The organism is Pseudodesulfovibrio tunisiensis (genome assembly GCF_022809775.1).
Taxonomy (GTDB): Bacteria; Desulfobacterota; Desulfovibrionia; order Desulfovibrionales; family Desulfovibrionaceae; genus Pseudodesulfovibrio; species Pseudodesulfovibrio tunisiensis.
On record NZ_CP094380.1, the window covers coordinates 1,758,381 to 1,772,411 of the forward strand.

At 60.1% G+C, this 14,031-nt stretch carries 14 protein-coding genes; 7 read left to right on the forward strand and 7 right to left on the reverse strand.

The features are described 5' to 3' along the window. Positions 1 to 38: 38 nt before the first annotated feature. Complete coding sequence (locus tag MPN23_RS08635) at positions 39 to 1,436, reverse strand: sigma-54-dependent transcriptional regulator (RefSeq protein ID WP_243547293.1); 1,398 nt, start codon at positions 1,434 to 1,436, stop codon at positions 39 to 41. After that, complete coding sequence (locus MPN23_RS08640) at positions 1,433 to 3,841, reverse strand: c-type heme family protein (RefSeq protein WP_243547294.1); 2,409 nt, start codon at positions 3,839 to 3,841, stop codon at positions 1,433 to 1,435. Before MPN23_RS08640 ends, MPN23_RS08635 begins: the two co-directional genes overlap by 4 nt. A gap of 247 nt (positions 3,842 to 4,088) precedes the next feature. On the opposite strand from MPN23_RS08640, the gene MPN23_RS08645 reads away from it, so the two are divergent. The 6 genes from MPN23_RS08645 to MPN23_RS08670 all read left to right on the forward strand — a co-directional run bounded on the left by MPN23_RS08645 (position 4,089) and on the right by MPN23_RS08670 (position 8,130). Further along, on the forward strand, positions 4,089 to 5,729 hold the full coding sequence (locus MPN23_RS08645; RefSeq protein WP_243547295.1) for a YeiH family protein: 1,641 nt from the start codon (positions 4,089 to 4,091) through the stop codon (positions 5,727 to 5,729). A 10-nt stretch (positions 5,730 to 5,739) separates the two neighbouring features. Then, positions 5,740 to 5,919, forward strand: a complete 180-nt coding sequence (locus MPN23_RS08650; RefSeq protein ID WP_243547296.1) for a hypothetical protein — start codon at positions 5,740 to 5,742, stop codon at positions 5,917 to 5,919. Between the two features lie 65 nt (positions 5,920 to 5,984). Further along, positions 5,985 to 6,431: a universal stress protein gene (locus MPN23_RS08655; protein WP_243547297.1), complete on the forward strand. Its 447-nt coding sequence runs from the start codon at positions 5,985 to 5,987 to the stop codon at positions 6,429 to 6,431. A gap of 39 nt (positions 6,432 to 6,470) precedes the next feature. Next, positions 6,471 to 7,037, forward strand: coding sequence for a hypothetical protein (locus MPN23_RS08660; RefSeq protein ID WP_243547298.1), 567 nt, complete (start codon positions 6,471 to 6,473; stop codon positions 7,035 to 7,037). A gap of 1 nt (position 7,038) precedes the next feature. Continuing rightward, on the forward strand, positions 7,039 to 7,353 hold the full coding sequence (locus tag MPN23_RS08665; protein ID WP_243547299.1) for a hypothetical protein: 315 nt from the start codon (positions 7,039 to 7,041) through the stop codon (positions 7,351 to 7,353). Positions 7,354 to 7,641: 288 nt separating this feature from the next. After that, positions 7,642 to 8,130, forward strand: a complete 489-nt coding sequence (locus tag MPN23_RS08670; protein ID WP_243547300.1) for a hypothetical protein — start codon at positions 7,642 to 7,644, stop codon at positions 8,128 to 8,130. A gap of 94 nt (positions 8,131 to 8,224) precedes the next feature. On the opposite strand, the gene MPN23_RS08675 is transcribed toward MPN23_RS08670, so the two are convergent. The 4 genes from MPN23_RS08675 to MPN23_RS08690 form a co-directional block, all read right to left on the reverse strand. After that, positions 8,225 to 8,482: a HypC/HybG/HupF family hydrogenase formation chaperone gene (locus MPN23_RS08675; RefSeq protein WP_243547301.1), complete on the reverse strand. Its 258-nt coding sequence runs from the start codon at positions 8,480 to 8,482 to the stop codon at positions 8,225 to 8,227. Beyond that, the gene (locus MPN23_RS08680) at positions 8,460 to 9,005 is read right to left on the reverse strand and encodes a HyaD/HybD family hydrogenase maturation endopeptidase (RefSeq protein WP_243547302.1); all 546 of its coding nucleotides are present in this window, start codon (positions 9,003 to 9,005) and stop codon (positions 8,460 to 8,462) included. Before MPN23_RS08680 ends, MPN23_RS08675 begins: the two co-directional genes overlap by 23 nt. Positions 9,006 to 9,076: 71 nt before the next feature. Then, positions 9,077 to 10,795, reverse strand: coding sequence for a nickel-dependent hydrogenase large subunit (locus MPN23_RS08685; RefSeq protein ID WP_243547303.1), 1,719 nt, complete (start codon positions 10,793 to 10,795; stop codon positions 9,077 to 9,079). A gap of 68 nt (positions 10,796 to 10,863) precedes the next feature. Then, entirely contained in the window at positions 10,864 to 11,844 is a 981-nt protein-coding gene (locus MPN23_RS08690) for a hydrogenase small subunit (RefSeq protein ID WP_243547304.1), read from the reverse strand. 490 nt (positions 11,845 to 12,334) lie between these two features. On the opposite strand from MPN23_RS08690, the gene MPN23_RS08695 reads away from it, so the two are divergent. Then, complete coding sequence (locus MPN23_RS08695) at positions 12,335 to 12,985, forward strand: YkgJ family cysteine cluster protein (protein ID WP_243547305.1); 651 nt, start codon at positions 12,335 to 12,337, stop codon at positions 12,983 to 12,985. Positions 12,986 to 13,092: 107 nt separating this feature from the next. Here the strand turns inward: MPN23_RS08695 and MPN23_RS08700 are convergent, their stop codons facing one another. Continuing rightward, the gene (locus MPN23_RS08700; RefSeq protein WP_243547306.1) at positions 13,093 to 14,019 is read right to left on the reverse strand and encodes a radical SAM/SPASM domain-containing protein; all 927 of its coding nucleotides are present in this window, start codon (positions 14,017 to 14,019) and stop codon (positions 13,093 to 13,095) included. Between the last annotated feature and the right edge of the window lie 12 nt (positions 14,020 to 14,031).

The window sequence follows — 14,031 nt, forward strand, 5'->3', positions numbered from 1 at the left end:
CAACGCCGCAATCGGCCCTTTATCCCCAACCGCAGGATTTAGCGGTATTTGTCCGCATTGATCTCGAGCCGCTTGAGCATCTTCTGAAGCGCGACCCGGGACAAACTGCTGATGCGGGCGGCCTCGGACACGTTGCCGCTTGTGGATATGAGCAGCCGGTTCACGTAGGCCCGGGTGAAACCGTCCAGAACCGCGTCCTTGGCGTCCTTGTACGCCGAGACCGGGGATGCCTCCACGCCCGGAGATGCGCCGCCCTGACTTTCCACCAGCCGCACTATGGCCATGTCCACGGTTTCCCCGGACGCGAACACCGCGAGCCGCCGGATGAAATTCTGGAGTTCCCGCACATTGCCGGGCCACGGCTTGGCGCAGAGATAGGCCAGAGCCTCGGGTGCGATCTCCTTGGGGCAGGCGTTCATCTCCTCGCAGCTCCGGGCCATGAAGGTGTGAGCCAGCAGGGGAATGTCCTCCATTCTGTCGCGCAGAGGCGGCACCTGCACGGTGAGCACGTTGAGCCGGTAGTACAGGTCCTCGCGAAAGGTATGCTCTTCCATGCGCTGCTCAAGGGACTGATTGGTGCTGGCCAGAATGCGCACGTCCACGGCATGGTTGCGGCTCGCGCCGACCGGCCTGATTTCCCCTTCCTGAAGGCAGCGGAGCAGCTTGGTCTGCACATCCAGGGAGATGTCCCCGATCTCGTCCAGCAGCAGAGTGCCCCTGTCCGCGTTCAGGAACAGTCCCTTGCGGTCGCGATCCGCGCCGGTGAACGCGCCCTTGACGTGGCCGAAGAGTTCGCTTTCCAGCAATTGGTCCGGGATGGCCGGACAGTTCACGGTCACCAGTTCCCTGTCGCGTCGCGCGGAAAGACGATGAATGGTCCGGGCCACCAGTTCCTTGCCCGTGCCGGACTCGCCCCGAATGAGCACGGTGTATTCGGACGCGGCCACGGCAGCCACGGCCTCCTTGAGCCGCCGCACGGCAAGGCTTTCGCCCACAAGGGAGCCGTCCGCGCCCTGCCGGGCCACGATGGCGCGCAACCGGGAATTCTCACCGAGCAGCCGACTGCGTTCCAGCCCCTTGCCCGCGACCTTGAAAAGCTGATCCGGCTCGATGGGCTTGGTCAGAAAATCGTAGGCCCCGAGCTTCAGGGTCTCCACGGCCGACTCGATGGTGCCATAGGCCGTAAGCATGACCAGCGAGGTCTGGGGCGCAATGTCCAGAACCCGGCGCATGAGTTCCATGCCGTCCATGCCCGGCATGTTCAGATCCGTGAGCATGACGTGAAACGGCTGTTCCCGGATCATGTCCAAGGCCTGTGCCCCGGAATTGGCCGTGGCTATGCGTTCTTCCGGAAACCGACTCCGGAGCAGCCGGGCAATGCCGTGCGCAAAATCCTTTTCATCGTCGACAACGAGTATTCCGCTTGCTTCGATCATGAATGCCTCTGTTCCTGCGAGGGAAGATGAATGGTGAACACGGCTCCGTCCTCGTAGCCGATCTCGATGCGGCCGCCCTGATCCTTGATCAGGCCATAGACCACGGCCAGTCCCAGCCCGGTGCCCTTGCCCACTTCCTTTGTGGTGAAAAACGGATCAAACACCGCGTCCATCAGGTCTTCGGGCACGCCCGGACCGTTGTCCGCCACGGAGACCGCCACTCCTCCCTCGCGGTCCGGGACTGCGGCAATGCGAATGCTCCCGGTTTCCGGCTCCACCGCGTCCATGGCATTGTTGAAGAGGTTGGCCATGACCTGCTCGAACTTCTGGCTGTTCACCTGAAACGGCTCCAGCTCCGGGGCCACGTCCACGCTCACGGACACGCCCTTTTTCGCCGCCTGCACGCTGAACACACGCTCGGATGCGGCAAGGGCCTGACGCAGATCGCAGGTCTCGTCGCTCACGCGCTCGGGTCGGGCAAAGGTCAGCAGGTCCTGAAGCACGTTCTGGGCCTGCGTGGCATGACGCAGAATCACCATCACGTCCTCTCTGCCCTGTTCCTCGGACAGGGTATTCCTGAGCAACTCGCCGTAACACTTGATCACGCCCAGCGGGTTGTTCATCTCATGGGCCAGCCCGGCCGCGAACTGCCCCACCGTGGCCAGCTTCTCGCTCTGGCGTACCCGGGCCATCATGCGTTTCTGCTGGGTGATTTCATGGATGTACACGACCATGCGCCCGGCCTCGGCAAGCGGGTACATGCTGACCATGAAGAACCGGGACTCGGCCTGAATTTCCTCGGAATGAGGCACGCCACGCCCCATGGCCGACTTGAGCGGGCAGTCCGGCATTTCCTGATCCCCGCCAAAGAGCACGGGCAGCAGGCTGCCTGCATCCCCGGACTCCCGTCCGGTCAGATCGCCGGTCAGGTTACGCGCCGCCTGATTGGCCAGAATGACCTTGCAGGAGCCGTCCAGCAGCAGAAGCGGATCGCTGATGCCCTCGACAATGGATTGCAGCATGTCCTTCTGACGAAGCAGATTGTCCAGAATCGTCAGATTTTCCATGGCAATGCCGAGCTGCTGTCCCAGAGCGCGCAGGACCTCCTGATCCTGAAGCCGGATCGTGCGGCCGTCCTCCCATTCCATGACCAGAAGCCCGTCGGACACGGCCTCTGTCGCGCCCACCGGGATGTAGGCCCGGCCCGGAACGAACCGGGGCATGGCCGACACCAGAATTTCCTTCCAGTCATCGGGCAGCACGGGCTTGTGTTCCCTGTCCGGCCAGGAATGAAAGCGGGTCGAGGTCAGCATGCATTGAAATCCCACGCGGTCCGCACCGAAACGACGCCCGACAAGGGGCAGGCTGCGTTCCCAGAGAACCCGCCGGGACTGACTGGTGTTCAGCCGCCCCAGAAGCCGCACGAACAGCCGCACGTCGGCCTGACGCTCGGCCACCTCCTTGGACAGTTCCCGGGTACGCAAATCCACGGTCCGCTCCAGATTCGCGGCATTGTCCTTGAGCTGCCGCTGCGCATCCAGCAGCCTGTCGCCCAGTTCCTCCATGCCGCGCACCATGCCTTCGATCTCGTCCCCGTGTTCCAGAGACCGGGGCATGACCACATCGCCCTGCTCCCTGAACCGACCGCGAAACACCGCGGTCAACCGCCGCAGATTGTGCGTGACCAGTCTGTTGAAAAAGACCTGAATCAGGGCGAAGAAGATCAGCATTCCCGAGGCGTACACCCCGAGATAGCCAACCGTGGCGTCCCGAATCTGCATGACTGCGTCCTCCACGGGCACGCCCACCATGTCCAGCCCGTCCAATCCGTCCAGCGTATGGCCGAAACCGCGCTCCGAACCGTACCGCGACAGCAGCTCCCGGGGCGCTTCCCCGGGCTCGCCGTGGCAATGCATGCACTTGGCATGGAACCGCACGGGCCGGGCCGAAAGAAAGTATTCGTTGCCGTCCACCTTGCGATACCCCGCCCACATGTCCATTGCGGGATTCGCCCGGAAAAGGTCCAGAATCCCCTTTTCCATGGCATTCACTTCATAATCCGGATTCCGGGAATTCACGGCCACGCGACGATACAGGTAGTCGGCCTCGGTCATCTTGAGCCGATCCATGACCTGCCGGGAAATGAACGAGGAACTCATGGCCTCGATGATGAATTCGTCGTCCGGGATGGTCTCGAACATCTTGGGCCGCAGGGTTTCCCGCACGTACCGCTGCACCGCGTCCACCTGTCCCAGCACAAGATGCGCCTTGTCCTGCACCTGGGAGCGGAGCAGCGAATTGAGATGAAAGGACATGCCAGCGGCAAAGAATATGCCGAGGGTCAGGACAATGGCTCCGAGCCCGAGCAGAAACTTGGTCTGAAGGCTGAGCGGTGGAAACTTCATAGACTGGAAACTCCCGATTCACGATGTACGGCCCGTCCATTGTATGCTCATGCCGCGTTTCAGGGCAAGCCGGACAGCACAATCGGGAAAAGCGCAAACCCGACTATTCAACCTGCAAACCGCGGTTTGCACCAAACCAGAAGACATGAAAATCAAATCCAATGAATTCATATGAATACATGTTTGTGATTTTTGGCACGCGCCTTGCCTAGGGAAAAGGCAAAACCAACCCCAAAGGAGAGGTGATATGGCAAATTCCGATGTCGGACGTCCGAGCAACGTCCCCCTCTGGATTCTGAGCGGACTCCTGCTGCTCTACGGAATCCTCGTCTATTCCGGCATGTTCGAACAGCTTTTCAAGACCCTGCATGTCCACAAGCAGGTCGACCTCATGGAGGCCATGAGTTTCATTCTGGGCGGCGTGGGTGTCGTGACGGCCCTGATGCGCGGCGGACGCATGAACAAACCCCAGACCAAACTGGACATCTTTGTTCTGGAAACCATTCCCGGCATCCTGTTCATCATCGTGCTGGCCATGGGCATCCGCTGGTTTGCCGAGCCTCTGGTCACCATCATGTCGGACAGCCTGGTGCCGGTGCTCGGGTTCAAGATTCACAAGGTCCTGAACCTCAACTACGTGGTGCTCGGCATCATCGTGGGCATCGTGATCACCAACAGCTGGGGCATCCCGGCCTTTGCCGCCTCGGGTGTCAAGACCGCCCGATTCGTGCTGAAGATGGGCGTCATCCTGCTCGGCGCGCGCTACTCCTTTGCGGAGCTGGCCAAGCTGGGCATGGTTTCCGTCTGGATGATCGGCTTCTTCGTGCTGGGCACCGTGTTCTTCGTGCTCTTTCTGGGCAAGATGTTCCGGCAGCCCAAGTCCATGACCGGCGTGCTTTCCGCAGGCATGGGCGTGTGCGGCGTGTCCGCCACCGTGGCCTGCGCCCCGGTCGTGCGCGCTCGCTGCTCCGAGATGGCCTATACCATCGGCACCATCCTCGGCTTCGGCATCCTGTGCATGTTCGCCTTCCCCACCATCGGCAAGATCGTGGGCATGAACCCGACCCAGTTCGGCGCGTGGGCCGGTACAGGCATCCTGAACTCCGCACAGGTCGCGGCTGCGTGCCTCGCCTTCAACTCCGTGGACATCAAGACCCTGAAGGTCGGCGAAATCTTCAACATCACCCGCGTCCTGTTCCTGCCCGTGATCGTGCTGGTTCTGGCCTCCTGGTACGGCAAGCAGTCCGGGCAGAAACTGTCCTTCAAGGAAGTGGTGATCGACAAGTTTCCCCTGTTCATCATCGGCTTCCTGATCCTGTTCTTCATGTCCTCCATGGGCGTGTTCTCACCGCCCAGCCATTACAAGGGCAAGTATCTCGACTTCAGCTACAACCAGCGCACCGAAGTCACTCCCGAGGAACTCGTGGTGCTGGGCTCTGCTCAGGCTGCGGGCATTCCCGGCCTGAAAGCCGAGGAACAGGCCGCATTCAACGATCTCGTGCACCAGCGCCAGATCGCGGGCAACTATGACGAACGCGACAACAAGTCCGTTTTCGATGCCACGGCCCGCAAGCGCATGGCGGCTCTGGAATCCATCATCGCCCGCGACAAGGGCGGCGAAATCACCATAGCCAAGGATGTGAAGTCCGCAATCAAGCACGCGGTCAAGCAGGTACACAAGAAGTCCAAGACCATCGTGACCCTGACCGACGCCATGATCTGGTTCTTTGCCTACGGCCTCATCGGCCTCGGCATGCAGATCACGCGCAAGTCCCTGGCTCAGGCCGGCGGCTGGCCTCTGGTCATGGGCGCCATCTCCGGCGTGACCAAGGCCACCCTGTCCTTCATCGTCGTCATGTACTTCGTCAAGGACGTCGTGCTCAAGTAAGGAGACCATCATGGAAAAGAACGTGAAAGCGGAAAATTGCACCGTGAACAACGGCCAGCAGGATCAGCAGGACAACGAGGAGCGCGCCCTGTCCGTGTTCGCCTCGGAACGGAATGAGGACCTCACCGCACTCAGCCTCGTGCTGGTGGTGACCTTCTTCGTGCTCCTGTTCACCAAGTGGCTCGCCTAGCAGCCAGACAACAACCGACCCGGAGGGGAGTATCCGCTCCCCTCCGGCATTCCAGCAGGATAGCCATGTTCAGACACATTCTCCTCGCCACCCACGGAACCCCGGGCGCGCAAAAGGCCGAGACCCTCGCACTGGACTGGGCCAGACAATCCGGCGCAAGACTCACCGTGCTGTCCATTGTCAACGAGGACTGGAGCTTCATGACCGGGGATGACTGGCTCAATACCTCCACCACCCGCAACAAGTTCGCCAAGTACGTGGAAGACCAGATTTCCGGGGAAATAGGCCGCCTCTGGGAGCGCATCCGTCAGGATTTCGCCCCCCTGGAACCGGAATTTCTCCGCAAGGTGGGCAAACCCGAAACCGTGCTGGCCGAAACAGCTCGGGAACTCGGCACGGACGTGCTCGTCGTGGGTGCAAACCAGAAGAAGCAGGCCCCGGGATTCAAGGCGCGGCTCAAGAACAAGGAACTGCATCCCCTGCTGCCCTGCCCCCTTGTCGTGGCGCCGTAGTTCGTTGCCATGACACGAAAAACAGGCCAACATACGACCATGAACCGAAAAGCCGAACGCATGGAATCCACATGGATGGAACTGAACCTGCCCTGGACCGCCGAGTTCTGGAGCTCGCTCACCCCGGACAGGTTGCTGGCCCTGAATCCGCACTGGCACATCACGCCGATGCCCGACGGAGGTTTCGAGGTCGAGGACATCCTGCTGCGCACCCGCTTCACGCTCCGGACGGAATGCGTTGCAAGCGACTCAGGCTGGACCATGCACGCTCCGGACATGGGATTGACCCTGCGGGCCAAGCCCATGAATCAGGGCGACAACACGGCGCTGGCCTATGTCTGCGAGCCCGCAGGAAACGGGGTCACCATCGGACAGATGGAGGAAAATCTCCGCTACTGGCTCGCCAGCCTCCGGGAATACTACCGGCTCTATGCCGAGGACACTTTCAAGACCCGGTTCTGGCGCTTTTTCATGAACCGGATCATGCTCAGGATGAATCCGACCCAGCGCAGGATATGTGCCTTCATCATGAAGGTCACGCTTCTGGAGATCATCCTCATCCTCGTGCTGATCATCGGATTCTGGTTCTACAACAGGATGGGTTGACATGAACGCACATCGCTCCATTGCAGGAAACTGGTTCCGCCACTTTTTCGTCGGCCTCTACGCCATGACGTATCTGTCATTCGGGTTCATGCTCGTGTACCAGTACATCGGCATGAAGTTCGACTGGCCCGGCGTCTTCCTCACCATGATCCACGACGCCGCAGGCAATCCCTGGCTGGACGTGAACTGGTCTCATCCCGTGGTTCTTGGCTGGGCCACTCTGGTGCTCTGCGCCGCCACGGTCTGGGGACTCTTCAAGCGTCACGATTTCATGGAATATCGCGAAGCCGCGACCGAAAGCCAGCCCGGTTTCTAAAGCCGAGGCACATGTTTCGGGAATGGCCCGGCCCGCAAGGACGGCATCCGTGCCCCAGCCGTCCCTGCGGGCTTTTTTTCGCGTGCCAGTTCGTTGACCGGTACGTGACCGTAGGCTAGGAGGGAAAAACAGGCACTCGGCGGCTCCCCTCTATGCGGGGGGGGGAAATCCCGAACATCAGGATGCTACGCCGTCCAAAGGGAGCTTGCGCGACCTGCATGGCAGCGCAGTGAATTGCGGGGCAGCTCGGTTTGTCCTGTCGAAAAGAGGCCCCGGGGAGGAAAAGGAATGAAGGAATGGAAGACGGGGTGGATGCGGAGGATCAAGGCAGCGCCCTGGCCGCATGGCACGGCTTTGTGTTCCCTGCTTGTGGCTCTCGGGCTGGGGGTGAACGCCAGTTCCTCGCTGGCCGAAGGATTGCGTCTTGAAGCCGCAATGGTCGCCTGCTGGGCCTTTGGCTGGCTCGTGGTCGCTCTGATCGCCGGAGCGGACGGAATCTCCCGGCACAGGGAATACCGCCGTATCAAGGCCATGTTCGCCCGATACGGATTCAACCGGCGCATCCTCGCCCCGGTATCCGCATCCCGCTGCCAGCGCGACGCCGCCCTGCTGGCGGCAGCCGAAACCGGGCACCTCGCCCATGCCCGGGACTATTTCCGGTCCCGAGGCTATCGCTGGTATCACATCCTGCCCGACTCGGTATGCCGCAATCCGCTGGTCTTTCTCTCCCCGAGCTTCATCCGCTCCGCGTTTCTGCCGGGCAAGAGGAGAGCATAGCTTCCCCAAAAGCATCAGTCGGCAAAGCCCGCAAGACGCAAAAGGCCCGGACCTTGAAGGTCCGGGCCTTTTGCGTCTTGCGGGGAACGGCAAATTACAGCATGTCGTGCTGATAATTCGCGCCGCCCATCACCTCCACCATGTCGCGGAGGATTTTGAGGGTTTCCTTTGCCTCGGCAGGGTCCATCTTCTGGATGGCGAATCCCGCGTGAATGATCACGTAGTCGCCAATGACCGCCTCTTCGGGCAGCAGCATGATGGAACACTGGACAGTGGTATTGCCCTCACCCACCTTGCAGGTGGCAACGCCGTCCTCAATTTCGAGAATCTCAGCAGGTATCGCGAGGCACATAGACTTTCTCCGTGGAAGGGTTGTTGCTTGTCCGGGGCGCGAATTCGCCACCCGCGGACCTGATTTCCTCAAGCACCGTTTCCTTGACCTTGCCGAGCACGGCTTCCAGCTCGGGAGACAGGGCCGTGGACATGGTGGTGAAATCCTTGGGTTCCACGCCGTAAAGAATCACGTCCTCGGGAACGGTCCCCACCAGATTACACTGGGCAAGCGTATCGAGCAAGTCGGTCTGATGCATGGAATTCTGGAACGAACAGGCCTTTTCGAGGTCCTGTCCCAGCAGCCGGAACACTTCACCCGGGCTGCCGTCGTTCATGACGATATCCACGAGAATCAGGTAGTCGGATTCCATGATCGGCCCCATGAGCCGAAGCCCCAGAGTGCCTCCATCCATGACCTCCACATTGGAGGAAAATACATAGTCCCTGTCCAGTTCCTCGGCCACTCGAACGCCGAAGCCTTCGTCGGAAAACAGGACATTGCCCACGCCGAGTACGAGAATGCGCTTTTCTGTGTCTGCCATAGGTCCTGCATAAAAGGCGGGAACCCGGAGGTCAACTCCGGATTCCCGCCGGTTGGTCGGTTTATCGGGAACTACAGAACCCGGAATTTGGCCACATTGCCGGTCTTGTTGTCGATGACGTGCACGCCGCAGGCGATGCAGGGGTCATACGAGTGGACCGTGCGCAGGATTTCCACCGGGCGCTCGGGATCGGCAATCGGGGTGTTGTCCATGAGGGCCTCTTCCACGGGGCTGGGCAGGTCCTTGTCGCAGCGAGGGCCAAGGTTCCACGTGGTGGGCACCACGAGCTGGAAGTTGTCGATCTTCCCGCCCTTGATGTTGATCCAGTGGCTCAGGGCACCGCGAGGAGCGTTGACGTAACCAACGCCCTGCGCCTCGGAAGGCATGTCCCAATCCTTGCAGATGTCCAGATCGCCCTTGGCGATGTTTTCCTTGAGATCGTTGACCCAGTCAGCGGTCTTCAAGGCAGTGACCAGACATTCGATGCCGCGGCCGGCAGTACGGCCGAGGGTGGAGAACAGGGCCTCAGGGCCCACGTCCAGCTGGGCAAGGACAAAGTCCACGTACTTCTTGAACTCGGGATGACCCAGACCATAGTTCACCAGGCAGGTGGCCAGCGGGCCGACCTCGGTGGAACGGCCGTCGTAGCGCGGGGCCTTCATCCAGGAGTAGCGTTCCTTGTCGTCGAGGCTGGTGTATTCCGGCTCGGTAACGCCCTCGTAGGGGTGTTTCGGCTCGCCGGGCTTGTACCAGGAGTGCTTGACGTGTTCGTCGATCTTCGCGGGATCGAGATCCATGACGTTGCCGAGGTCGCGATCAAAGATCACGCCGGGCTTGACGTACCGGGATTTCAGGTCGGCTTCGCCGCCCTGCGCCGGGTATTCGCCGAAGGTCATGAAGTTCGTGGTGCCGCCGATGGAGGCCCAGTTCTTGTAGCCCTTGGCAACCGCGATCAGATCCGGGATGTAGCAATCCAGGATGAAGTCGAGGATGTCGTCGTACAGGCCGACGAAGTCGTTGATGTATTTGTCGGTGAGGCCTTCGTAGCACGTCACGCCGCCCATCACGGTGAACTGGGTGTGCGGGTTCTTTGCGCCGAAAATGGCCATGGCGCGGGCGGCCTTGACCTGAAGATGCAGGGCATTCAGGTAGTGGTTGGTCGCCAGCAGGTTGACCTCGGGCGGCAGCACGTAGGACGGATGACCGCCGAGGAAGTAGGCGTTGGTGAAGATGCCCAGACGGCCGGACTTCACGATGCCGATGACGGTGTCCTTGGTCTTCTGAAGGTCGGCCTTGGAGGACACGATCTTCGGATTGGGGCGCACGGTTCTGGCAACGGCCTGAGCGATTTCCGCGGTCTTGTCGACGTCGGCCTCGGCACAGGCGGCAACATCCACGAAATCCAGAGCGTGCAGCTGATAGAAGTGCACGATGTGGTCGTGCATGAACTGCGCGGCCATGACCAGATTGCGGATGATGGTGGCATTATGGGGCAGCACCTTGTCAACGCCCACGGCGTTGTCCACGCAGCGAACCGAAGCCAGAGCATGCACGTAGGTGCACACGCCGCAGGAACGCTGGGTGAAGTGCTGGGCATCACGGGGATCGCGGCCCTTCAGGATGATTTCCAGGCCACGGAACAGCTGAGCGCTGCTGCGAACGTCGACGATCTTGCCGTCTTCGACAACGGCCTCGATGCGAAGGTGACCCTCGATGCGGGTAACCGGATCGACGATGACTTCATGTTTGCCCTTGGCCATGGGGGCGGCTTTCGGGGAGCAACCGGACATATTCTATCCTCCTTGGAATTCTGACACAGTCTGCGGGTTAGAACAACGAAACCTGTACGGGGGCCACACTAGGTGAGGTCGGCGTAGATGTAGGTCTCGCCGTCCCAGTCCTCGCCGTCCCAGAAGTTGGGCTGGGAGCAGCCGATGCAGGGATGGCCAGCCTGAACGGGCCAGTTGTACTGGTTGAACTTCACGGTCGGACAGTTGTTGTATGTCTCGGGACCGCGGCAACCCAGCTTCCGCAGACACCAGCCCTTGCGAGCCTCTTCGGAACCGAAGGAAGGCGCGAACTGGTCGTTGTCGAAGAATTCCTGGCGCGGGCAGTTGTCGTGCACGGATTCGCCGAAGAACACCATGGGACGACCGACTTCGTCGAGCTCGGGGATGCCCTTGGTCAGGAAGTGCACGATGGAGCCAACCAGGTTGTACGGGTTCGGCGGGCAGCCGGGTACATTGATGATGGCCTTGTCCGGGAACAGCTCGTCCAGCCCCTTGGCGCCGGTCGGGTTCGGGGCGGCCTTCTGCACGCCGCCGTAAGCGGCGCAGGTGCCGTACGTGATGGTGGCGGCAGCCCTGTTCACCACCTCGGTGGTGGTGTGCAGCATGGTGTGGCCGGAGACCTTGCCGTACGCGCCGGGCTCGTTTTCGATGCCGGCGGCGGCAGTGGGAACGCCGCCTTCGACAACGGCCACGAAGTTGCCCTTGTTCACGGTATCCCACAGGGCCTTTTCAGCGGCTTCGCCAGCTGCGGCCATGATGGTCTCGTGATAGTTCAGGGAAATGACGTCAAGAATCAGCGCGTCGATGTACGGCTCGACAGTACGCAGAATGGACTCGGAACAGCCGGTGCATTCGGCGTTGTGCAGCCAAATGACATCGGGGCGATTGTCATTGGTCAGGGCTTCGGCAACTTTCGGAGCAAAAGCCGGACCCATGCCCATCACAGCAGCCACGGTACCACAGAACTTCATGAAATCACGACGGGAAACGCCGCGTTTTTCCAGCCGTTCCACGGCTCCGTCCCTACCATGACCTACGGAAAATTTCATAGAACACCTCCGTAATAGGGTAAGTCTGTCATGATGCGGAACGAAGTGGCCCCGCTCACGACTCCGGGCAGGATTACCCGGGAAAAAACCCATCCGTTTTCTTCAATGACACGAAATACGGCTTCGTGACATTATACACACATTTTTCCCGAGTTCGTGCCATAACCACCCGGAAAAACTAATTAATCGGGTAGTAGCCTGCTTTACAAACAAAATCAATAGGGAATTTGAAAATTTTCCAGCGCTATCGGTGCGCTACACGCATGGTTGCTTGCATAACGCACGATTAGAGCCTATGCTATGTCATCTGTGGAATATTTTGCAAAAACGTATTCAGGGCAAACACTTAATCCCAAAAAAGGGAAATCGTCCACACATGAAAAAATGGCATTTTGTGCTTGAATTCACGAAGGGTTCTCCACTTCCCGTGAAGCTCGACCTTCCGCAAAAAAATGTCACGGTCATGGAACTGCTTCCTGCGATTTTCACCATGGCTGATACCATTTTTGTCCGGTCGAATCAGGATTTGGAAAACATGGGCCAACGCATCTCCTGCGGTCCGAATTGCGGCGTATGCTGCCACCAGATGGTTCCGATCAGCGAATACGAGGCCGTGCATCTGGCCCGCGTGGTCCGCTCCCTGCCGGAAGAACAACGCGATCGTGTTACCACGAGATTTCACGATGCCGTAGCCAAACTGGAAGGAAACGGCCTGCTCTCCCGGCTGCTGGACGTGTTCAACAACCATGCTCACGACTGGCGCAAGGTGCGCGAGCTGCAAAAGCTCTACTGGGACCAGCGCCTGCTCTGCCCGTTCGTGGAGGACGGTTCCTGTTCGATCCACCCCATGCGCCCCGTGACCTGCCGTCAGTATTCCGTAACCTCGCCCCCGGAACTCTGCGCCCACATATACGAGGACGGCACTCCTCTTCGCGTGGTCAGGCACCCGATGGACGTGGGCGGCGCACTCGCCTCGTTCACGGGCACGGGCGGACAGCGCTCCAGAGTGATTCCGCACATCCTCAGCCTGCACATGGAAGGCGCGTTCACGGACCGTCCGCTGCCCGAACTCCCTGCCAAGGACATGGCCGCCCGTTTTCTGGAGTTTCTGGCCCGCGCCTTTGTGAGCCGTCCGGAATAGGCAACAGTCGTTCCGCATGACACATTCCGAAAGACAGGGAGCCCGCCGGACAGCATGTGTCCGACGGGCTCCCGTCTTACGAAACCGGAGTTTCCGAAAATTCCGATCTAGCCGGTGCAGGTCCGACAGATCTCGCAGTTGGTATAGTCACCGGCTTCGTACTCGCGAATCACTTGCAGGAACCGGGGAGAATTCCAGACTTCCTCGATGGAATGCTCGCGCACGTTGCCGAGCACCACGGTCCGCTTCCAGTCGTGGCAGCAGAGGATCATGTCTCCATTATAAAGGATGTACGCCTGCTTCAGGAACAGATCGCAATTGCGGCGCAACTTGGGCTTGCTCACCGCGATTTCCTTGATCTCGTCCTTGCCAGAACGGTTGTCCATGGTGTGAATCTTGAACCGCACGTTGCGGTCGGCCCAATATTTTGCGGCGTATTCCAGCTCGTCCTCCACCAGCTTGGTGCGCAGAGTGGTTACGGTCAGCTTGGGAAATTTCGCGCCCTTCCTGTCCCGAATGTCCAGAAACGCGTCGATATTGTCCAGCACGCGAGTCAGGGACAGGCCCATGCTCTTCTTGTAGCTTTCCTGCGAATATCCCTGCACGCTGACCCAGAGATGGCGCAGCTTGGCATCGATCAGGCCCTCGCTCACATCCGGGGTGAGCAGGGCGCCGTTGCTGTTGATCTTGGTCTTGGTGAACGGCTTTCTGCGCGCCTCGATGTACGCGATGCGCTCGGCCTGCTTGGGGTCCACGAGCGGCTCGTTCATCAGATAGGTGGAAATGCGGCCCACGTAATGATTGCAGCATTCGTCCGCGATCTTCCTGAAGAGATCGTCGTCCATGTCGCCCATGGGCAGGGTCTTGTGGATGTCCATGTACCCGCAGAACAGGCACCGGGCATTGCAACGGCTCGTGGTCTGGATCTGGATGGCCCGAGGAAAGGACGGGCGGGGGCGTTCCCTGGTCTTGTACCAGTGGAGCAATTGTTCGACTCGACCGTCGCCCTCGGCAGGCATATAGTAGACACCCATGAATTACCTCAT